21 protein-coding genes are annotated in these 21,256 nt (G+C 56.1%); 14 read left to right on the forward strand and 7 right to left on the reverse strand.

Translation table 11 applies throughout. The annotated features are described in order from the left end of the window. Positions 1–22: 22 nt before the first annotated feature. A complete protein-coding gene (locus tag RYZ18_RS11230; RefSeq protein WP_317656874.1) occupies positions 23–1,135 on the forward strand; it encodes a calcium-binding protein in 1,113 nt (370 codons plus the stop codon). Between the two features lie 60 nt (positions 1,136–1,195). Here RYZ18_RS11230 and RYZ18_RS11235 read toward each other — a convergent pair whose 3' ends face one another. The 4 genes from RYZ18_RS11235 to RYZ18_RS11250 form a co-directional block, all read right to left on the reverse strand. Beyond that, a complete protein-coding gene (locus tag RYZ18_RS11235; protein ID WP_317656875.1) occupies positions 1,196–2,056 on the reverse strand; it encodes a D-amino-acid transaminase in 861 nt (286 codons plus the stop codon). A gap of 6 nt (positions 2,057–2,062) precedes the next feature. After that, complete coding sequence (gene dgcA / locus RYZ18_RS11240) at positions 2,063–3,037, reverse strand: N-acetyl-D-Glu racemase DgcA (RefSeq protein ID WP_317656876.1); 975 nt, start codon at positions 3,035–3,037, stop codon at positions 2,063–2,065. Further along, a complete protein-coding gene (gene dgcN / locus RYZ18_RS11245) occupies positions 3,034–4,035 on the reverse strand; it encodes an N-acetyltransferase DgcN (RefSeq protein ID WP_317656877.1) in 1,002 nt (333 codons plus the stop codon). Before dgcN ends, dgcA begins: the two co-directional genes overlap by 4 nt. A 154-nt stretch (positions 4,036–4,189) precedes the next feature. Next, the gene (locus RYZ18_RS11250) at positions 4,190–4,534 is read right to left on the reverse strand and encodes a hypothetical protein (RefSeq protein ID WP_317656878.1); all 345 of its coding nucleotides are present in this window, start codon (positions 4,532–4,534) and stop codon (positions 4,190–4,192) included. Between the two features lie 204 nt (positions 4,535–4,738). Between RYZ18_RS11250 and RYZ18_RS11255 the strand changes: the two genes are divergently transcribed. The 3 genes from RYZ18_RS11255 to cbiB are packed head-to-tail and all read left to right on the forward strand — an operon-like array spanning position 4,739 to position 7,638. Then, positions 4,739–5,719 carry a glutathione S-transferase family protein gene (locus tag RYZ18_RS11255; protein WP_317656880.1) on the forward strand — a complete coding sequence of 327 codons (981 nt, stop codon included), beginning with the start codon at positions 4,739–4,741 and terminating at the stop codon, positions 5,717–5,719. 33 nt (positions 5,720–5,752) lie between these two features. Beyond that, a complete protein-coding gene (locus RYZ18_RS11260) occupies positions 5,753–6,712 on the forward strand; it encodes a threonine-phosphate decarboxylase (protein ID WP_317656882.1) in 960 nt (319 codons plus the stop codon). After that, positions 6,709–7,638, forward strand: a complete 930-nt coding sequence (cbiB, locus tag RYZ18_RS11265) for an adenosylcobinamide-phosphate synthase CbiB (protein WP_317656884.1) — start codon at positions 6,709–6,711, stop codon at positions 7,636–7,638. Before RYZ18_RS11260 ends, cbiB begins: the two co-directional genes overlap by 4 nt. Here cbiB and smc read toward each other — a convergent pair. Then, entirely contained in the window at positions 7,635–11,099 is a 3,465-nt protein-coding gene (gene smc, locus RYZ18_RS11270) for a chromosome segregation protein SMC (RefSeq protein ID WP_317656885.1), read from the reverse strand. The two genes, cbiB and smc, sit on opposite strands and share 4 nt — an antisense overlap. A gap of 216 nt (positions 11,100–11,315) precedes the next feature. Here smc and RYZ18_RS11275 point away from each other — a divergent pair, with 216 nt between their 5' ends. The 4 genes from RYZ18_RS11275 to RYZ18_RS11290 all read left to right on the forward strand — a co-directional run bounded on the left by RYZ18_RS11275 (position 11,316) and on the right by RYZ18_RS11290 (position 14,699). Continuing rightward, the gene (locus RYZ18_RS11275) at positions 11,316–12,515 is read left to right on the forward strand and encodes a TsoY family (seleno)protein (RefSeq protein ID WP_317656887.1); all 1,200 of its coding nucleotides are present in this window, start codon (positions 11,316–11,318) and stop codon (positions 12,513–12,515) included. Between the two features lie 191 nt (positions 12,516–12,706). Continuing rightward, positions 12,707–13,102 (forward strand): ribosome silencing factor, encoded by a 396-nt coding sequence (gene rsfS, locus RYZ18_RS11280; protein WP_317656889.1) that lies wholly within the window; start codon positions 12,707–12,709, stop codon positions 13,100–13,102. Between the two features lie 6 nt (positions 13,103–13,108). Then, positions 13,109–13,579, forward strand: coding sequence for a 23S rRNA (pseudouridine(1915)-N(3))-methyltransferase RlmH (gene rlmH, locus RYZ18_RS11285; RefSeq protein WP_317656891.1), 471 nt, complete (start codon positions 13,109–13,111; stop codon positions 13,577–13,579). A gap of 70 nt (positions 13,580–13,649) precedes the next feature. After that, complete coding sequence (locus RYZ18_RS11290; RefSeq protein ID WP_317656893.1) at positions 13,650–14,699, forward strand: glycosyltransferase; 1,050 nt, start codon at positions 13,650–13,652, stop codon at positions 14,697–14,699. Here the strand turns inward: RYZ18_RS11290 and RYZ18_RS11295 are convergent. Next, positions 14,678–15,463, reverse strand: coding sequence for an ABC transporter permease (locus tag RYZ18_RS11295; protein WP_317656895.1), 786 nt, complete (start codon positions 15,461–15,463; stop codon positions 14,678–14,680). The genes RYZ18_RS11290 and RYZ18_RS11295 overlap by 22 nt on opposite strands. A gap of 31 nt (positions 15,464–15,494) precedes the next feature. Between RYZ18_RS11295 and RYZ18_RS11300 the strand changes: the two genes are divergently transcribed. Continuing rightward, positions 15,495–16,637 carry a sugar transporter gene (locus tag RYZ18_RS11300; RefSeq protein ID WP_317656897.1) on the forward strand — a complete coding sequence of 381 codons (1,143 nt, stop codon included), beginning with the start codon at positions 15,495–15,497 and terminating at the stop codon, positions 16,635–16,637. 34 nt (positions 16,638–16,671) lie between these two features. Continuing rightward, entirely contained in the window at positions 16,672–17,325 is a 654-nt protein-coding gene (locus RYZ18_RS11305; RefSeq protein WP_317657297.1) for an ABC transporter ATP-binding protein, read from the forward strand. 3 nt (positions 17,326–17,328) lie between these two features. On the opposite strand, the gene RYZ18_RS11310 is transcribed toward RYZ18_RS11305, so the two are convergent. After that, positions 17,329–17,583: a hypothetical protein gene (locus RYZ18_RS11310; RefSeq protein ID WP_317656899.1), complete on the reverse strand. Its 255-nt coding sequence runs from the start codon at positions 17,581–17,583 to the stop codon at positions 17,329–17,331. A gap of 126 nt (positions 17,584–17,709) precedes the next feature. On the opposite strand from RYZ18_RS11310, the gene RYZ18_RS11315 reads away from it, so the two are divergent. The 4 genes from RYZ18_RS11315 to RYZ18_RS11330 all read left to right on the forward strand — a co-directional run bounded on the left by RYZ18_RS11315 (position 17,710) and on the right by RYZ18_RS11330 (position 21,246). Next, complete coding sequence (locus RYZ18_RS11315) at positions 17,710–18,609, forward strand: D-amino acid aminotransferase (protein ID WP_317656901.1); 900 nt, start codon at positions 17,710–17,712, stop codon at positions 18,607–18,609. 1 nt (position 18,610) lies between these two features. Then, on the forward strand, positions 18,611–19,318 hold the full coding sequence (locus RYZ18_RS11320) for an HAD family hydrolase (RefSeq protein WP_317656903.1): 708 nt from the start codon (positions 18,611–18,613) through the stop codon (positions 19,316–19,318). A 23-nt stretch (positions 19,319–19,341) separates the two neighbouring features. Next, positions 19,342–20,826: an AMP nucleosidase gene (locus RYZ18_RS11325; RefSeq protein WP_317656905.1), complete on the forward strand. Its 1,485-nt coding sequence runs from the start codon at positions 19,342–19,344 to the stop codon at positions 20,824–20,826. Between the two features lie 129 nt (positions 20,827–20,955). Then, positions 20,956–21,246, forward strand: a complete 291-nt coding sequence (locus tag RYZ18_RS11330) for an HU family DNA-binding protein (RefSeq protein WP_317656907.1) — start codon at positions 20,956–20,958, stop codon at positions 21,244–21,246. Positions 21,247–21,256 lie beyond the last annotated feature (10 nt).

Genomic DNA, 21,256 nt, shown 5'->3' on the forward strand with positions numbered 1-21,256 from the left:
ATGGCATTTAGGGGTTTATGCTATGCTTGCTCTTTTGTTGATGGCGCCAATCTTGGCTGCGGGCATCGGCTATGCTGTGCTTACCGATGAAAATAACGATGACGACAACAGATCATCAAATGGCGCTGGCGCAGGTTCTGGTGCCAGCTCAGGTGGAGGCGCTGGCGCAGGTGCGGGCTCAGGTGCGGGCGCTGGATCGGCAAGTGTTCCCAATATCAATCTCACAGATGGCGCAGATAGCAGAACCATGTCTGACGCAGGGGCCCTCTTCGCAAAAGACGGTGATGACACGATCACTGGGTCAAATGGGGATGACTTCATTCGCCTCGGCGCCGGCAATGACAGCGTTACGGGCCGCGCTGGCAATGATGAAATTTTCGGCGATATCGGCGATGACACGCTGCTTGGGTCTTTTGGCAATGACACGCTGTTTGGCGGCTTCGGCAATGACGAAATGCAGGGTAATGGCGGCGATGACAGTCTCGCGGGCGGCGCAGGTTCGGACACGATTACTGGCGGCACGGACAATAACTCGATTGTCGGTGAAGGCGATGGCGACCTTCTTTGGGGCGGCGAAGGCAATGACACATTGCTAGGCTTCACAGGCAATGACACGCTTTTTGGCGGTGTGGGAGATGACAGCCTTGATGGCGGCTTTGGCTCCGACAGTCTGGTGGATGGGATCGGACGCAACACCCTAATCGGCGGTGGCGGTGCAGATTCCTTGGCCGCCTTGGACGAATACAATACAGGGGCAGGCGCGGCGAATGCGGATACGTTGAATGGCGGCTCTGAGGGTGATGTCTTGGTCGGCGACAATGGCGATGTTCTGACAGGCGGCTCTGGTGTTGATGCCTTCGGCGTTCAAGTGACCAAAGCGGCAGGGGCCGCGCTACTGACAGAAAATGTTGTGACTGTGACCGATTTCACCGCGAACGAAACGCTACAAGTGCTGCTGACCAATGCAGATGGTTCTTCGGCTGATCTGACAGGGGCGAGTTTGCAATTGGTGGCAGACGGCGCAAACACCAATGTTCTTGTGTCCTTTGGTGGTGGGCCAGGCACATTGGTCGCGACCTTGCAAAACATTACGCCTACGCAAATTACCGCGGGATCAATTACCCTGACAAATTAAGGTGCAATTCACTCCAACTGAAAAGGGCGCCATCTCTGGCGCCCTTCTTTTTTGGCCTGTTCAGATTGCCGCTTTACGGCTTTCTTCAAGGTAAATCTCGCGCAAACGTGTCGCCACAGGGCCAGGTTTGCCTGTGCCAATCGGCGTTCCATCCAGTTCAACCACAGGCATCACGAAGGTTGAGGCCGAGGTGATAAATGCCTCATCTGCGGCTTGCGCCTCGGCGACTGTGAAGGGGCGTTCTTCTACCTTCATCTGTGCTTCACGCGCAAAACGCAGCACCGCTGCGCGGGTGATCCCATGCAAAATTTCAGTGCCAAGATTGCGGGTGATGATCGTGCCATCCTTAATGATATAAGCATTGTTTGACGTGCCTTCTGTCACAGCACCATCTTCCACCATCCACGCATCGTCACAGCCAGCCGCCTTTGCCATCATCTTGCCCATTGAAGGGTAAAGGAGCTGCACAGTCTTAATATCGCGCCGCCCCCATCGCTGATCTTCGACAGAGATCACCTTCATCCCTGTCTTTGCCATTGGGCTTTCTGCCAAACCTGGTTTGGACTGGGTGAACAGCACCAAGGTTGGCTCTGTCTCGGGGGCAGGATAGGCAAAATCGCGATCATTGGGTGCGCCGCGGGTGATCTGTAGATAGATCATACCATCGACCAAGGCATTGCGCGTGACCAGTTCGCGATGAATTTCAAGCAAGCGATCACTGTCACATGGCGCGCGCATATCCAATTCGTTCAAGGAGCGGGCAAGGCGTTTTGCGTGGCCTTCGAAGTCAATAAGTTTGCCATCCAAGACGCTGGTCACCTCATAGACGCCATCGGCAAACAGAAACCCTCGATCAAACACCGAAACTTTGGCCTGATCCTCGGGCAGATATTCGCCGTTCACATATACGATGCGCGTCATCTCAACTCATCCCCATAATTCTGGACGCGCAGGATGCACCCCGTCTGCGTCAAATGTCAAAGCGTGCTCACGGTCTTCTGCCAGAAGAAGCGGCCCGTCAAGATCGGTAATTGCCGCGCCTTGTGCCACGAGAAGCGCAGGGGCCATAGCAAGAGAACTGCCGACCATGCAGCCCACCATAATCCCATAGCCCTCCGCCACAGCCGCATCGCGCAACGCAAGCGCCTCTGTCAAACCGCCTGTTTTATCCAATTTGATGTTCACCATATCGTATTTGCCCACCAGATCAGGCAGGCTTGCACGATCATGGGCGGACTCATCGGCGCAAACTGGTAAGGGGCGGGCGATTTCAGCCAAAAGATCATCGGCACCCGCAGGAAGCGGCTGTTCCACCATCTCGACCCCGAGACGGATCAGATGCGGCGCAAGATCGCTGTAGCTGTCCACAGTCCATCCCTCATTGGCATCCACGATGATCCGCGCGCGTGGCGCACCACGGCGCACCGCCTCAAGACGGGGCATGTCATCGGGCGTGCCCAATTTAATCTTAAGCAGCGGACGGGATTGATGGCGCGCTGCCGCAGCCTCCATGCGCTCGGGCGTATCAAGCGACAGGGTATAGGCTGTAATCTCAGCGCGCGGCGCGGTCGCAAGCCCCGCCAAATCCCAAACGGGCCGCCCCGTTGATTTTGCGTCCCAGTCCCACATCGCACAATCGACTGCGTTTCGCGCGGCCCCTGCGGGCAATGTGTCCTGCAAGCTTTTACGATCAATCCCTGCAGGCAGCCCCTCTATTTGCGCCACGACCGAGGCAATGCTTTCGCCATAGCGCGCATAGGGCACAGATTCGCCCCGCCCCGTGATCCCATCGCGGCTGATATGGACTGTGACCACCTGCGCCTCACTGCGCGAGCCGCGTGAAATCGTAAAAACCTCGGCCAAGCGAAAGGTTTCGGGCGTGGCCGTGATGGTAAAACTCATATCGCCTCCAATGCGTCACAAAGACGTGCAGCACCTTGGCGGAAAGGATCGACAGCAGGCAAGTCCATACGCTTTTCAACCTCTGCCAGATAGGCCAAGGCTTCATCCTCGCCAAATGCTGCTGTGTTGATTGAGATCCCCACCACTTGCGCCGCTGCATTAGACTGGCGTGCAAGTGTCAGGGCCAGATCACGCAGCGCCTCAAGGCTTGGCATTTCATAATCGGGCAGACCACGCATATGGGGGCGGGTTGGTTCATGGCACAGGATCAACGCATCAGGCTGACCCCCATGCACCAAAGCCATGGTCACACCAGAATAGGAAATGTGGAACAGGCTGCCCTGTCCCTCAATCATATCCCAATGATCTGGGTCATTATCAGGGGTCAACCATTCCACCGCCCCTGCCATGAAATCCGCAATGACCGCATCCAATGGCACGCCTTCGCCTGTAATCAGAATACCTGTCTGGCCCGTGGCGCGGAAACTGGATTTCAACCCGCGCGCCTTCATCTCGGCATCCATGGCCAACGCCGTATACATCTTTCCGACCGAGCAATCCGTGCCAACGGCAAGGCAACGCTTGCCGCTGCGTTTAACGCCATTGGCAATGGGATATTGCACATTTGGCACCCGCACATCATGCAGACTGCGCCCTGTCGCCTTGGCAACGGCGACCAAATCAGGCTCATCACGCAACAGATTGTGCAACCCAGAGGCCAGATCAAACCCTTCTTCTAGAGCCGCGATCAAAACCTTTTTCCACGCGGGCGAGATCACCCCGCCACGATTGGCAACGCCAATCACGAGGGTTTCCGCACCAGCGGCGCGCGCCTCGGCCAAAGTCATATCAGGCAAGCGCATATCGGCCTGACACCCTTCCATGCGGAATTGGCCTATTGCGTTCTCAGGACGCCAATCACGAATACCTCGCGCCACTTTGGCCGCCAAAGGGTCGGGCGCATCGCCCAAAAACAAAAGGTAAGGGGTCTTGATCATCTTGGCACTCCGACAAAGAGGTGAAGCTTTGTCACAGGATAATCCAAGCCGTCAGAAATTCTTTCGCAAAATCACGCGACCTGCGCGCAATTTTCGCACGAATTTCTTGAAAAGCAGGCCACAATCGGTGGCTTATTGCGCCAATTCAGTCGAATCAGGTCAAGTATCCCGAAACCTGTGGCGTCACTTCTTCAAAATCCAAAGCGGCGCGATCAGAGGCAGCGGTGTTGCGCTTGAATTCATAGCGCATCAAATCGCCATCTTGTTCTGAGGCGATAATCAAGGCCTGACACTGGTGACGAGAGCCTTCATAAACATCCACCAAACCGCGCAAATGCGGGGTGGTTTCCGCGTCAACCGCGAAACCTGAGGGCGTGAATTCTAGGATTGCATAAACATCATCCCCGATCTGAACCGAACGGGTCGCACGGCGCTTGAGATCGCGCATCTTCGCGTGGCGCAGGCCATCTACGACATCTTTGGGCAAGAAATCGTTCATAACACACCTATCAATTCCCACTGTAACATGGATCATGGTTGGTTTTGGTCAACATCGGGTTAACCAACCTGCAAATTCGTTGCCAATTTGCAACATGGGTTCTGTGCATATACGCAGAGTGCCTCTGCATGACCTAGGGTTGGACGAAAAGGCCACACGCATTAGGTCTGAGACAACAGGAAACAGCGAGACGAGGTGGAACCAATGGGTCTTTTGGTCGATGGCACATGGCAAGATGTTTGGTATGACACCAAAAAATCAGGCGGCGCATTCCAGCGCAGTGTGGCCTCGTTTCGCAACTGGGTGACCGAAGATGGCAGTGCAGGCCCCTCGGGTGAAGGCGGCTTCAAGGCAGAATCGGGGCGCTATCACCTTTATGTTTCGCATGCGTGCCCTTGGGCCAATCGCGCCATGATCTTCCGCGCCATCAAGGGCCTGACTGACCATATCAGCGTCAGCGTTGTGCACCCCGATATGCTGGGCGATGGGTGGACATTTTCGACAGATTTTGACGGGGCTACGGGGGACACACTCTACGGCCTGCCTTTCGCCCGTGATGTCTATCTCAAAGACACGCCCGACATGACGGGCCGCGTTACAGTTCCAATCCTGTGGGACAAAGAGCGCGAGAAAATCGTCTCGAATGAGAGTTCGGAAATTATCCGAATGTTCAATTCGGCCTTTAACGGGATCACAGGCGTCACGCAGGATTTCTACCCCGAAGAACTGCACCAAGAGATCGACCAAGTGAATGCGCGCATTTATGACGAGGTGAATAACGGCGTCTACAAATCAGGGTTCGCGACCTCACAGGCGGCCTATGATGACGCTGTGCAGACCCTGTTTCACGCGCTCGATTGGTTAGAGGATCGCCTCAGTCGCAACCGCTATCTGATCGGCGCACGTATCACTGAGGCGGATTGGCGACTGTTTACCACGTTGATCCGCTTTGATCTGGTTTATCACCTGCATTTCAAGTGCAACCGCAAGCGGATCATCGATTACCCCAATCTTTGGGGCTACACGCGCGAGCTATATCAATGGGCGGGTGTGGCAGATACGGTGCATTTTGATCATATCGTCCGCCATTACCATTACAGCCACGATATGATTAATCCCGCACGCATCCTGCCGATTAACCCTGTGCTGGATTTCAACGCCCCACATGAGCGCGACCACCTCTAGGCGGGGCGGGACAAATCGCCTATCTAAGGCGGCATGACGACCAAAACGCAACATAGCCGCGACCATGGGGGCGGAATTGATGCCGCCGCTGCCCAATATGGTGGGGCGCGCGCAGATTGGCTTGATCTTTCAACAGGGATCAATCCCTCCCCCTATCCAATCGGTGACCTGCCTGCCGATGCATGGCACGCCCTGCCCGATCAGGGGGCTGAGGCTGCGCTGATTGCCGCCGCGCGCGCATTTTGGTCGGTTCCCGCATATCTTGATATTCTGCCAACACATGGCGCCTCTGCGGCAATTGCGCGATTGCCCACGATTTTTGGGGATTTGGACAAATCCGCGCAAATCACCATGCCCACCTATAATGAATGGGCGGCCAGTTTCGAGGGTGCAGGTTGGACGATAACCCAAGGCAGCGCCGCGCTTGAGATCTATGTCCACCCCAACAACCCCGATGGTCGCCTCGCGCCTGCACCAGTCGGTGACAAAATCCGCATCTATGATGAAAGTTTCTGCGATGTGATACCTGAGGCCAGCCACCTGCCCAAAATCGCAGAAAGCAGTCGCGATATTGTGCTTAAAAGCTTTGGGAAATTCTGGGGCCTTGCAGGTCTGCGCCTTGGCTTTGTCATCGCCGCGCCCGACACGATTGCCCGTTTGCGGGCGGTAATGGGCCCATGGTCTGTTTCAGGCCCCGCCCTTGTGATCGGGGCGCGGGCCTTGCGTGATCCCGCATGGGCCGAGGACACCCGCCGTAGATTGGCGCAAGATGCGGCGCGGCTTGATGCGCTGATGGCGGCGGCGGGCGCAAATGATCCGTGCGGCACAAGCCTGTTTAGACTGTTCCATGTTGGCAACGCTGCGGCCCTGCAATCCAAGCTTGCGCAGCATCACATCTGGACACGCATCTTTCCCTATTCCACCTCTATGATCAGACTGGGCTTACCCCATGCACCCGAGGACTGGACAAGGTTGGAAAAGGCATTGGCATGATCACGGAAACCGCTGCCCTCTTGGTTCTGGCGCTTGGCCTTGATGCCCTATTTGGCGAACCACGCATGCTGTGGCAGCGTATCCCCCATCCTGCCGTGGTGATGGGGCGGATCATTGCTGGGGCAGATCGCCGCTACAACACCGAAAACGCGGCTGCACGCAGCGCAGGCGTGACGGTTATGGCGCTTTTGTCCCTTGGCGCTTTGGGGCTTGGGGCCACAATCGCCCTCTTGCCCTTTGGGGAGGTGATCTCAATCCTGCTTGCAGCCATCCTCATCGCACAGCGCAGCCTCATATCCCATGTCTTGGCCGTGCGCGATGCTTTGGGCCTGTCGCTGCCCGAAGCCCGCCGCGCGCTCAGCGATATCGTAGGGCGGGACACGGCTGAATTGGGTGAAAGCGAAATCAGCCGTGCCGCGATTGAATCTGCGGCTGAAAATTTTTCAGACGGGGTGATTGCCCCTGCCTTTTGGTTTCTCATCCTCGGGCTACCTGGCGTGTTGCTCTATAAACTCGTGAACACAGCCGACAGCATGATTGGCCACCGCACCCCGCGACATGAGGAATTTGGGTTTGCTGCCGCCAAGTTTGACGACATCCTCAACTACATCCCTGCCCGTCTCAGCGGGGCACTGATTGCCGCTGTTTGCGGCAAACCTGCGGCTTGGGCGGTGATGCGAGAGGACGCCTCAAAGCACCCAAGCCCCAACGCAGGATGGCCCGAAGCCGCAATGGCAGGCGCGCTTGATATCACATTGGCAGGCCCGCGCAGTTATCATGGGCATCTCAGCGATCACCCAAGCCTGAACGCCGCAGGACGGGCAGAGGCCACACGCAGCGATATTTCGAACGCGGTTACGATCCTTTGGAAATCATGGGCCGCATTTGTGATGGCTGTCGTGCTTCTGGCGGTCTTGGCCGCCTAGGCGACCAAAGCCTCAGCCTTTTTCAGATCAACACTGACCAATTGGCTGACACCTTGCTCGGCCATTGTGACGCCGAACAAGCGATCCATCCGCGCCATCGTCACAGCATGGTGCGTGATGATCAAGAAGCGCGTTTTGGTGCGGCGGGTCATCTCGTCCAACATATCGCAGAAACGGGTCACGTTGGCATCGTCCAAAGGCGCATCCACCTCGTCCAACACACAGATTGGCGCAGGATTGGCCAAGAAGACCGCAAAGATAAGCGCAAGCGCGGTAAGGGTTTGTTCTCCCCCCGACAACAGTGACAAGGTCGAGAGTTTCTTGCCCGGCGGTTGGCACAGGATCTCAAGCCCCGCTTCGAGAGGATCATCGCTTTCGACCAAAACAAGCCGCGCTTCACCACCGCCAAACAGGTGGCTAAACAACTGTCCAAAATTGCGGTTGACCTCATCAAAGGCTGCCAAAAGACGCTCGCGCCCTTCTTTGTTCAAGGCCGCAATCCCCGAACGTAGCTTTGAAATGGCCGCTTCAAGATCCTGCTTTTCTGACAGCAACGTGTCATGCTCGGTTTGGACTTCGCGCGCATCCTCCTCAGCCCGAAGGTTAACCGCACCAAGCGCATCGCGCTGACGGCGCAGGCGCATAACATCACCTTCAAGCTTTTCAGCCGAGGCCATATCGGTCGGGTCTGTCTCTAATTGCTCTAACAACGCATCAGGGGTGACTTCTATCTCCTCATGGATGCGCTCCGCTGCATGGGCAACGGATTCTGCCGCACCATCGCGCCGCGCTTCGGCAGCCGCGCGGGCTTCGCGGGCATCCGAGGCGCTGCGTTCGGCATCGCGCTCGGCTGATGTCGCGGTGCGCGCAATACCTTCTGCAACGCTCAACGCATCTGCGGCAGCCGCCTTGCGCGCCTCGGCATCTTTGATCTTTTGCGCCAATTCTGCGCGCTGGCCCGCAAGATGGTCGGGTTTGTTCTTCGCATCTTGCAATTGAGCCTCAGCCTCAATGCGGCGGGTATTCAGCTCCGCCATGCGGGACTTTGCGGTATCAAGACGCTTTTGCCACCCATCTACTTCGCTTGCAATTTGATCAATGCGGCGTTCCCGCGCTTCGCCTTCGCGTTTGATCTCATCATGCGCCGTGCGTTTGGCCAACATCGTCAGGCGCGCAGCCTCGACTGTCGATTTCGCGCTTTCAACCCGCGCGCGCATTGTCGTGAGGTCTTCAAGGGCTTTTTGCCCCGCCTCAGCTTCAACCAATTGCCGCTCGGCACTTGCGGCTTCCTCGCCATGGCGGCTGACGGCTTGGGTCAATGTTTCAAGACGACCTGCCAAAATATTGCGCTCTGCTTCGGCGCGCGACAAGAGGCGACTGGCTTCGGCCATGGCGCTATCGGCATCACGGCGCGATTGGCGGGCAGTTTTATCTGCCTCGCTTGCGGCAGTGAGACGTGCTGAAATTTCGTCATGGCGGCTGCGGGCTGCATCGGCGGCATCCTTGGCCGCAGTCAATTCCCGATCCAACTTTTCCAGTTGATTAACCTGCTGCAAGCGCCGTGCAGCCGCGCTTGAGCTGTCCTCAGATGCAAGGCTATAGCCGTCCCACCGCCAGAGATCGCCCTCGCGGCTGACCAAGCGCTGACCTGGCAAAAGATCCTTTTGCAACCGCGCCCCATCTGCGGCATCGACAATACCGACCTGCGACAAACGCCGCGCCAATACGCGCGGCGCGCGGGTGACATCGGCCAAACAAATCGCCCCTTGGGGCAAGGGTTGGGGATTGGCATATTGATCCAGACCAAGCCACCCTGTCAGCCGTGTTGCCAGACAATCTGCGCGGATCGGGGCCTTGAGATCATCGGCCAAGGCCGCCCCAACGGCGGCCTCAAAACCCACATCCACCTTCACATGATCCAGCAATTGCTCCGCCGCGCCCTGTTCACGCTCAAGCAGGCGGCGCAATGCGCGCACTTCGGACTCAAGCGTGCTCAGCGTGCCATTGGCCTCAGCCAAAGCGGCGCGGGCCTCGCCCTCTTCGCTTTGGGCGGTGGCGCGATCTGCTTCGGCCTGTGCCAATGCAGCCTCAGCTTGGTTTGCCTGCTCTGTCGCACTGGCCAAAGCGGTTTGTGCTGTGTCTACATCGTGGCTCACCTCGGCCAAGCGCGCCTCGGCTTCCGCCGCCGCAAGCCGTGCCTTTTCCGCCTCGGCGCGGTTCCGCTCAAGGGCGGCGCGGGCGTCAGAAACAATGCGCTCTGCGGATTGATGGCGCGCTGCAAGACGCGCTGCGTCTTCTGTCAGCTGACTGAGGCCCGTTTCACAATCGGCCAAAACCTCAGCGGCATCAGCGGCTGCAAGTGACGCGGCCTTCAACGCCTCATCATGGCCTTTACGTGCCTCAAAGAGGGCTTCGCGCTCCTCCATCAGCTTGGCCACTGTTTCGCTTGCATCCGTGTTAAGACTGTCTTCGCGACCAATGTCACGGGTCAGTTGTTCAATCCGTGCTTCCAATCCTTCAATCGCTTGGCGAACACGGAAATCTTCGGCTTGCAGCGTTTCGCGCTCTACAGTCAGCCGCTGCAAAATTGCGGCAGCGATTGCCTCCTCCTCCCGTTTAGGGGGAAGGGCGGCTTCGGCCTCCTCACGCGCTTGGGCGGCCTTGACCGCGGCCGCCTCAGCCTGCGCCGCAGATTGCACGGCCAAGCGCAAGGTTTCCTCAGCGCGCGCGCGGGCCTGATCTGCCTCTCGCCAACGCAAATATAACAGCATCCCTTCGGCTTGGCGCAGCTCTGTCCCAACCTCGCGATACCGCGCGGCTTGACGCGCCTGCCGAGCAAGCGAGGATAATTGCCCCGCCAGTTGTTCAATCACATCATCAACACGGGTGAGATTGGTTTCTGCACCCTTCAGCTTTAGCTCGGCCTCATGACGGCGCTGATAGAGGCCCGAGATACCCGCAGCCTCCTCAAGAACCCGCCGTCTTGCGCGTGGTTTTGCGTTGATCAACTCCGAAATCTGACCCTGCCGCACCAAGGCGGGGCTATGCGCGCCTGTTGAGGCATCCGCAAACAGCATCTGCACATCACGCGCACGCGTGTCTTTGCCATTGGCCTTGTAGGCAGATCCTGCATCGCGGGTGATACGGCGCACGACCTCAAGGGTGTCATCCTCGTTAAACCCTGCGGGTGCGAGACGGTCTTGATTATCGATGCTAAGGGATACTTCTGCGAAGTTACGCGCAGGCCGTGTTGCCGCCCCCGCGAAAATCACATCTTCCATACCGCCGCCGCGCATCGCCGAGGCGCGATTCTCGCCCATGACCCACCGCAACGCTTCCAGAAGATTAGACTTGCCACAGCCATTGGGGCCAACCACGCCCGTAAGACCGTCCGAAATTACCAATTCGGTCGGGTCAACAAAGCTTTTAAAGCCGTTCAAGCGTAATCTGGAAAACCGCACAGGCAGACCCTTCGGTGATTCTTATCCAGTGTTACTGTCTCGCCGCTGCCATCGCAGAGTCAATCACGAACCCCACGATGTGGATAAGTTTAACCAGTTTTCCACAAGATATAGTCAAATTTAGCCAATTCTCTGCCCTGCGACATTTCATCCGTTGCTAAACTAAACCGACTAGTTCAGAAATTAGTTAACAAAGTTCATCAAAGGGGACTAACAATGTCACTCGCTCAAAATCGATATTCACCGCTCTACTTCCTTGCTTCGCTCGGTGCGGGGGGATTGGCCGTTACGTTTTTTATGTGGCTGATGTTTTGGGTGCCGCATCCTGACCAACCCGTTCCGATCTTCGAAAACAACTTTGCGGTTTTGACGACAGGGTCAATTTTGCAGCAGGCTATGGTCTTGGGCGCCATGGCGGGGGTCGCAGTTTTTGGGTTCTTGAACATCAAACTGTTGATCTGGAACCTTGGGCGCTTCTCTGCGTTCCGCGCAGCAGCGTCTTATTCAGATTTTGCCGCTTCAAACGCAGGGAGCCAAGTTTTGGCGCTGCCTCTTGCCTTGGCGATGACGGTTAATGTTGGCTTTCTTCTGGGTCTTACCTTTGTCCCAGGGCTATGGAGCATTGTGGAATATCTATTCCCCGCAGCCATGGCCGCCTTCCTGATGATCGGCATTCTGGCATTCCGCATGATCGCTGATTTCCTCAAGGCGCGCTTTGCCAATGGCGGTTTCAAATGTGCCGCGAACAACTCCTTTGCCCAAGTTCTGCCCGCATTTGCGCTGTCTATGATCGGTGTTGGCCTTGCTGCCCCCGCCGCAATGTCGAACCTACAACTGACGGCAGGGGTCTCGATTATTCTGGGAACCTTCTTCATCACAGCGGCGCTGTTGATCGCTTTTGTCGCCGCGATATTGGGTCTGCGCTCAATCATGGAGAACGGTCTGAATGTTGAGGCCGCCCCCACGCTGATGGTCATCATTCCGCTGATCACTGTTGTTTCGATTGCGATGATGCGGATCTCGCATGGCCTGCACGTTCATTTCGACATCCATGGCGGTGCGGGTGAAACATTTACCTTCCTGACACGCATGCTGTCGATTGAAGTTCTGATCGCACTCTTTGGCATCATGGCCTTGGCCAGCGTGGGCTATCTTGGCCGCTTCATCAATGGCACCGAAGCCTCTGCAGGCTCATACGCCCTTGTTTGCCCCGGCGTTGCAATGTCTGTCTTGGGTCATTTTTGGATCAACAAAGGTCTGGTCGCCACAGGCATGATCGCAAAATTTGACGCAGCCTATTGGGTGCTCAGCGCATTGGCCCTAGGCCTGCAATTCGGAATGATCGCCTTGGTTCTGATCCTTGCGCGCAAGCATTTCGCAAAGAACAGCGCCGCAGCACTTGCGCCTGCTGAATAAAACACACCCCACGAGGTTACGGGCCGCGATGCACATCGCGGCCCGTTTCATTTGTATAAATCCCATATTATCCTTTGCATTGAGATCATCCCAAAGCAGTGGTATCCTTGCCCTATTCGTCAGCGCCAGATGGTTGCCCATCTTAGACTGACGCCATGAAACGGAGGGCCTTCGTCCTGACTGGACCGAGAATGGCGGTAACTGACACCGCAGAGATTGCGCCGCATGCCGACACGCATGCACCCCGCATTGGTGGCAAGGATTTGCTAGACCAAGTGCTTGACTCTCTGAGCGATGACAAAGCTGAAAACGTAATCACAATCGAGCTGGCGGGGAAATCCTCAATGGCCGATTATATGGTCGTGGCTTCGGGGCGTTCGACACGGCAAGTGGCCGCTATAGCGACCAATTTGGTGGATCGCCTCAAGCAAGATTACGGGCTTTTGTCCAAAACCGAGGGCAAAGACGCAGGTGATTGGGTTTTAATCGACACGGGCGATGTGATCGTACATGTCTTCCGCCCCGAAGTGCGGGATTTCTACCAGATCGAAAAGATGTGGCTGCCCAATGGCACTGCGCAGGCCTAATCGGCCATGCGCGTGTCCATCTGTTGTGTCGGCCGCCTGCGGCAAGGCCCCGAACATGATCTGATTACCGAATACCTCACGCGATTTGATCGCACAGGCCGCGCACTTGGCCTGACTTTAGGCGATGTCATTGAGGTGGAAGATAAAAAGAATCAGGGCATGAAAGCCGAAGGCGACTTGCTGCGCCGTGCTTTACCAAAATCCGCGATGATCTGGGCGCTAGACGAGCGGGGCGAGACCCTAAGCTCTCCAGAATTCGCCACAGGTCTTGGTCAAGTGCGTGATCAAGGAACAAGCGATTTGGCGCTGATCATTGGCGGGGCAGATGGCATTGAGCCAAACCTACGCGGCGAAGCCGCACGGCGTATTTCCTTCGGCCGTATGGTTTGGCCGCACATGTTGGTGCGGGTGATGCTGTCTGAACAGCTTTACCGTGCCGCATCAATCCTTGCGGGCGCGCCTTATCACCGCGTCTGAAACCTTTCTTTAAGCAAAATATCCGAACTTGGCTGCGATTGAGATTTCGCGCGAGAGGCCAAGATTGGCGATGACCTGCCTGACACCCATGTTGCATTTGGGCAGCCCTGCACCCACGGGCCAGCGCCCAAGGCCAGACGGGAATGCACCGCCTAAGGGTCGGTTGGTGGCGGTGATTGCAACGCATAATCGCCTCGCGTCTTTATCGCGCGCACTTGATGCACTTCTGGAAAGCACATCTCGTGATCTGGCCGCCATAGTTGTGGTCGATAATGCCTCAAGCGATCAAACTTGGTCGATGCTTTGCGCGAATCCCGACCCCCGTGTTCTGCCAATTCGAATGGCGCGGAATCAAGGCGGGGCGGGGGCCTTTGCCACAGCCATCAAATTTGCGATGTCCGCCCTTGATCCCGATTGGCTATTGATCATGGATGATGACGCATGGCCAGAAACAGGTGCCATTGCAGCGTTTCACAGCACGGATCACCGCGGCGCAGATATGATTGCCGCCGCAGTTTATGCGCCTGATGGCACGATTATGGAAATGAACCGCCCCTCTCAAAACCCGTTCTGGGATTGGGGTAGGTTTTGGGCAACTGCGCGATATGGGCGGGCGGGCTTTCATATCCCGCATAGCGCCTATCACCAAACCGCACCCCACCCGATTGATGTGACGTCCTTTGTTGGGCTGTTTGTAAGCCGTGCGATTGTCACCAAAATTGGGACACCAAACCCCAAACTCTTTGTTTCAGGCGAAGATGGAATTTATACCCTCACCGCGACCAAAGCGGGGTTTTCGGGTGTCTTTTTACCGCAAATCCGCTTTCGCCATGCCTGCAAAACATTTTCAGGCGCGGGCGGCGGGTTTTACCCAGTCTGGAAAGCCTATTTTTATCATCGGAACCTGATGATCCTATATCGTCAGGCGGCGGGGATTTGGTTCTGGGCTGTTCTTCTCGTGATCCTGCCCAAATGGATCCTCAAGGCACGCCGCCAAGTGGGCAATCGCGGGGCCTATCTGACGCTCTTGGCCTTAGCCATTTGGGATGGGCTTTTGCACAACTTATCGCGTGATCCCGCGCGGCTGATTGCGCGATATCAGCGCGATAAAATCACATGATGATACCGCGTCAGCACCAAAAGCCCCACGGCAAGAGGGATCACCCCCGCGGCACAGGCATAGAGCGGGGTAATGGCGGGGCTGTAGAACCCATAAAGACCATCGCGCATCAAGCCCACCACATGGATCAACGGGTTGAACCACAAGATATCCTGCGCCCAGTTTGGCAGGGTTTCGGGCAAAAAGAACACCGCCGAAACAAAGAACAAGGGCCGCGTTGCGACCGACCAAATTTGCTCCCAAACGGGCCAAAGCCCGATCAGGGCGGCATTCAACACCCCCACCCCCGCACCCAACACCAAGGACAAACCCAACGCCGCAAGGATCAATTGCGCATCTGGCGTTGCGCGGGCGGTGCTGATGCCCAAAACCACCCCCAACACAATTGCCGCAATCAACAACCCTGTCAGCCCGTTCAACAGGCCGCGCGCGACCACCGCGTGGCACCATCCCACCACTGGATAATTCAGCAAGGGGCGAGAAAAAATCAAACTGCGCGCCACGGTGAGCTGCATCGACTGAAACAGAGAGAAGGGCAAAAACCCGCTGGCCAAAAACAAAATATGAGACACCCCCAAGGGCGGGGCCGACAAGATCATTCCATAGCCTGCAGCAAGGATGAAGATTGCGCCCAAAGGCTCGACCACCGCCCACAAGTAGCCCCCCGCGCTTTGACCATAGCGCGTAGACATCTCGCGCAGCATCAAAGCAAGGATCACCCGAAGAGCAGGGAAACGGTTCGATATCGTTTGCGGCTTTCTCATAGCGCGCAGTGTGGCGCAAAATGGTGAAGCAATGGTAGATCAGCCCAAACGCATCATCCAAGTGCGCCCCACGGCACGCCCCGCACAGATGCGACCGCGGCATCTGATCGCCGCAGCAGGCGGCCTTTTTGGGGTGGTCTTACCCCTTAGCCTCTTGGCGATCTATCTTTGGGTCTTTGCCACCCCGCAATATCAGGTGATTGCAGGCTTTACTGTGCGCCAAGAAGAAGGCAGCAGCCTGCAAAGCACGGGACTTGGCGGGTTGGTGCAATTGGGCGGGCTGACCGCACCGCGGGGCGATGCCGATATTCTTTATGAATTCATCCGCAGCGGCGATCTAGCCATGCGTCTGGATCAAGAGTTGGACATGATCGCCCATTACAGCGCCGCTTACAGCCGTGATCCGCTCTTCAGTCTAAACCCCGAGGCCAAGGCCACCGATCTGCTTCGCTATTGGCGGCGGATGACAAGCCTGTCCTATGACCGCGCCTCTGGCCTGATCGAATTTCGTCTGCGCGCTTTTTCGCCCGAAATGGCCTTGGCGCTGTCTGAGGCGGTCATTTCCAAAAGTGAGACTTTGATCAATGAATTGAATTTGGCGGCACGCGAGAACCTTTTGGAATTTGCCCAAATAGATCTTGCCCAAGCGGGTGCAGATTTAACCCTTGCGCGCGGCGCGATGACGGATTTTCGCACCCGCAGTCAAATCGTGGATATCAGCTCAGACCTTCAGGGACGAATGGGGGTTCTGAACACCCTGCAACAGCAATTGGCCGAAGCGTTAATCGCAACCGACATGTTGGCGGCCACTTCGGGTGAAAATGACCCGCGCCTTGCGCAATCCCGTGCGCGCATTTCTGTGATCGAAAGCCGAATCTTACAAGAAAGGGCCAGTTTCGCCAGCGCCGACCCAATGGGCGGAAATGGCCGTGATTACCCCAATCTTTTGGCGCAATATGAGGCGCTGGCGACCGAGCAAGAATTGGCTGAACGTCGATACGCCGCCGCACAAGCCGCCCTAGAAATGGCACAAGACAATCTCGCGCGTCAGACCCGCTATCTGGCAGTCTTTATTCGCCCTGCCCTGCCCGATGATGCCGATTATCCCAAGCGCGCATTGATCCTGACCTTGGCGAGCCTGTTTGCTGGCCTGATTTATGTTGTTCTCACCTGAGCGGCCTATGCGTTACGCGACAGGCGGTAAGACGATGATCAAGCTTGAGCATCTTTCAAAATCTTTTCGCACAGGCCAATCCCGTCACATCATTCTAGATGATGTGACCCTCACCTTACCCAAGGGGCGCGCTTTAGCCTTATTGGGGCGCAATGGCGCGGGCAAATCGACCTTTTTACGGATGATTGCGGGGATTTTATCACCAGATCACGGGCGTATCCTGCGCGAGGGCAGCATTTCATGGCCTGTCGGGTTTGGCGGCTCATTACACGGTGATTTATCTGGCGCCCAAAACACCCGCTTCATTGCCCGCGTCTATGGGGTGGATAGCGAAGACCTTCTCGAATTTGTTGCCGATTTCGCCGAACTCGGCGCAGCGTTTGATCGCCCCGTCCGCCTCTATAGCCAAGGGATGCGCGCACGGCTTAGTTTTGGTCTCTCTATGGGGATCAAGTTCGACACCTATTTGGTTGATGAGGTGACGGCCGTGGGTGATGCTGCATTTCGGCGCAAAAGTGCGGCCGTATTTCGGGATCGCATCCGCGGATCTAGTGCGTTGGTGGTGAACCACAATCTGGCCGAACTGCGCGACTATTGCGATGCGGCGCTCATTCTTGAGGCGGGAAAGCTTAACTACTATGCCGACCTGAATGAGGCCATTAAGGCGCATAAGGCTATGCTGTCGTAGCGCTCAGATATCCCGCAAACGGGGCCCGTGCGCGTTCAGATCGCCTGTCGCGGGCAAGATCTGCGGGCCTTTGCACACCAGATCACAGGGCGCACTGTGCCCGAAGACGGGCATTTGCCCCTTCAACAGAGATTGCACAATCACCGCGCCGCGATCCTGAGGCGAAAGCATTTGCAACACAAATGCCAGCCCAATGGCGACACTCAAAACGACCAGTTTAAACCCACTGCGCAGTGATTTATTGTCAGTCCGTGTCATAGCCTGCCTCCCATTGCTTTGGGAAAATGTGGAAACTGCCCGCACTAAACTGTGATTGATATTGCACATCAAGACGGCATCCTGTCTCCTCACGCGAAGGTGACTAGGGCAAGGGCGAGGCAAATCATGGTCAGCACACATCAAAGCGAAGAAGACGCGCGCAATGAACATATTCTGATCTGGATCAACGGAGTGCTCAAACCCCGCGCCGAGGCAATGGTCAGCGTCTATGACAGCGGCTTTATGCTTGGTGATGGCGTTTGGGAGGGGTTACGTCTCTATAATGGGAAATGGGCCTTTTTGGACGATCATATGGATCGCCTGTTTGAGGCTGCCAAAGCGATTGATCTTGATATCGGTATGACCCGCGCCGCGGTGATTGCGGCCCTCGAAGACACCCGCCGCGCCAACGAGATGCAGACCGATGCCCATGCCAGATTGATGGTCACACGTGGGGTCAAGATGCGCCCCTTTCAACATCCTGCCCTGTCGCGTTCTGGCCCGACTGTTGCGATCATCATGGAGCATTCCAAACCCTCCATCCCGCGCCCCATTCGTCTGGCCACAGTGCCACATCTGCGCGGCTTGCCGATGACGCAAGACCCCAAGCTAAACTCTCATTCCAAATTGAATTGTATTCTCGCTTGCATCGCCGCGGAAAAGGCGGGGGCCGATGAGGCCTTGATGTTAGACATCCATGGCTTTGTGAACACCACAAATGCGTGCAATTTCTTCATCATTCGCAAGGGCGAGGTTTGGACAAGCACAGGCGATTATTGCATGAATGGGATCACACGGCAGAAGGTCATTGACCTGTGCCGCAACAATGACATCCCCGTCTTTGAGAAAAACTTTTCCTTGGTGGAAACCTATAGCGCAGATGAGGCATTTTTGACGGGCACATTTGGCGCGCAAACCCCTGTGGGCGAGATTGACGGCCGCGTCATCGGCACAGGCGATTTGGGCCCCCTGACCACGCGCATCCGCGCGCTTTATAAAGACATGATTGATCAAGGCACAGAATAGAATGACAAAAATTGCCATGTGGTCGGGGCCACGCAACCTTTCGACTGCGATGATGTATGCCTTTGGCGCGCGCACCGATTGCGCAGTTTGGGACGAGCCATTCTACGCCCCCTATTTGGCAGAGACAGGGCTCGACCACCCGATGCGATCCGAGATCCTTGCCGCGCATGAAAGCGATGCCAAGACCGTGGCGCGGCGCTGTGCGGGCAGCCCGCCTGACGGAAAAGAGCATTGGTATATGAAACACATGCCCCACCATATGTTGGATGGGTTTGACCTGACTTGGGCTGAGGGCTGCGTGAATATGCATCTGATCCGTCACCCCGCCCGCGTCATTGCCTCCTACCTCGCTAAACGCGATATGCCGAGCCTGCTTGATATTGGCTATCCTCAACAATGGGCGCTTTATCAGCGCCTTCCTGGCCCAATTTTCGACAGCACAGATATTCGCGCGAACCCAGAGGCCATGTTGCGCATGATCTGCGCGGCGGCCGACCTTCCGTTTGACGCGGCAATGTTATCTTGGCCCGCAGGGCCACGGGCCCAAGATGGGATCTGGGCCAAGCATTGGTATGGGGCTGTGCATCGCTCAACTGGGATTTCTGATCCCGAAGGGCCATTGCCCGACTTGCCCAAAGAATATCATGGGCTGCTGACCGAGGCGCTTGAATATTACGAACAAATGCGCAGTCTAAAACACACAGGCTAAGGTTAAATCAGGGGGAGTGCGCGATGCGAAAATCAGCCAAAGACGAGCAAATTCTATCGCCCGCCGCACCTCACCCGAAATATTTCAGTAAGGCCGCAGACGCAGTCGCCGAATTGCAACTGCTGTATCAGGCGGCCACAAAATTCCTTTACGATGCCTTTTCCGAGGCCTTGAAAGCCCCGCGCGAGAACACCCGCTATCGCGCCTTTTATCCTGAGATACGGATTACCACGACAGGTTTTGGCAAGATCGACACCCGCCTTTCTTTTGGTCATGTCGCAGAACCAGGCACCTATTCCACAACGGTCACGCGCCCCGATTTATTTGCCAATTACCTGACACAGCAAATCGCCCTTCTGATTGAAAACCATAATGTTGAGGTCGCGATTGGGGTATCCTCTACGCCAATTCCGCTGCATTTTGCAGTGCTGACGGATCCCAATCTCAACGTCCCGCAAGAGGCAGCGCTAACCTTTCCCTTGCGCGATATGTTTGATGTGCCTGATCTGGGCGGCATCCATGACGAGATCGTCAATTCCTTTGGCTTTAAGCATCCAGACGGGTCGGGGCCGCTTGCGCCCTTTACCGCCGAACGGATCGACTATTCTCTAGCACGGCTCGCTCATTATACCGCGACTGATCCTGTGTATTTCCAGAACCATGTTCTGTTCACCAATTACCAATTCTATATTGACGAATTCATTGCCTATGCGCGGGCAATGTTGGCCGACCCAAACAGCGGCTACACCGCCCTCGTTGGGCCGGGAAATCAAGTCCTAATGACGGCTGAGGCAGAGCTCACACATCCCGCAAAAATGCCCCAGATGCCAAGCTATCACCTCACCCGGAACGACAATGCAGGTATTAGTTTGGTTAATATTGGGGTCGGGCCTTCAAACGCAAAAACCGCCACTGACCATATTGCAGTTTTGCGACCCCATGCATGGTTGATGGTTGGTCATTGTGCAGGTCTGCGCAACACGCAGGCGCTTGGCGATTATGTCTTGGCACATGCCTATCTGCGCGAAGATCATGTTCTTGATGATGACCTGCCCGCATGGGTTCCTATCCCCGCATTGGCCGAAGTTCAAATTGCCCTTGAGGATGCTGTGGCAGATGTTGCGCAAGTGTCTGGCTATGAATTGAAACGGATCATGCGCACAGGCACGGTCGCCACAATCGACAATCGCAATTGGGAATTGCGCGATCAATCTGGCCCCGTAAAGCGCCTCAGCCAAAGTCGCGCCATCGCACTCGATATGGAAAGCGCAACCATCGCCGCCAATGGATTTCGCTTTCGGGTGCCTTATGGCACGCTGCTTTGTGTCTCGGATAAGCCGCTGCATGGCGAGTTAAAGCTGCCTGGAACGGCCTCAGAATTCTATAAAACCCAAGTGACGCGGCATTTGCTGATTGGCATTCGCGCCATGGAAAAATTGCGCGAAATGCCGCTTGAACGCCTTCATAGCCGAAAATTGCGGTCTTTTGAGGAAACGGCTTTCTTATAAATATATAAATTTTTGTCAAGATGCATGTTTTCTGCACCATTTTGTCTACTAATTGTTGTGTCCCTCCACAATATTAGGGTAATTTCGCACCAGCGAGCCCAAGGGTTCGGGGAGTAAAGGAGATAAAAAATGGCACAGAAACCGATGACAAAGACGCAGCTTGTTGCCGCGCTTGCCGACGAAATGGGCAGTGACAAGAAAACCGCAGCAGCCGCTTTGGATGCAGTGACCGCAGTGATCACCAAAGAAGTCGCAGGCGGTGGCGCAGTAACCCTTCCTGGGATTGGCAAAGTATACTGCCGCGCACGTCCCGAGCGTATGGTGCGCAACCCAGCAACGGGTGAGCAGATCAAAAAGCCTGCCGACAAGGTTGTGAAGGTCACAATCGCAAAGGCATTGAAGGACAGCGTAAACGGCTAAGTTTTCGCAG

The organism is Roseovarius sp. 10 (assembly GCF_033100315.1).
Lineage (GTDB): Bacteria > Pseudomonadota > Alphaproteobacteria > Rhodobacterales > Rhodobacteraceae > M30B80.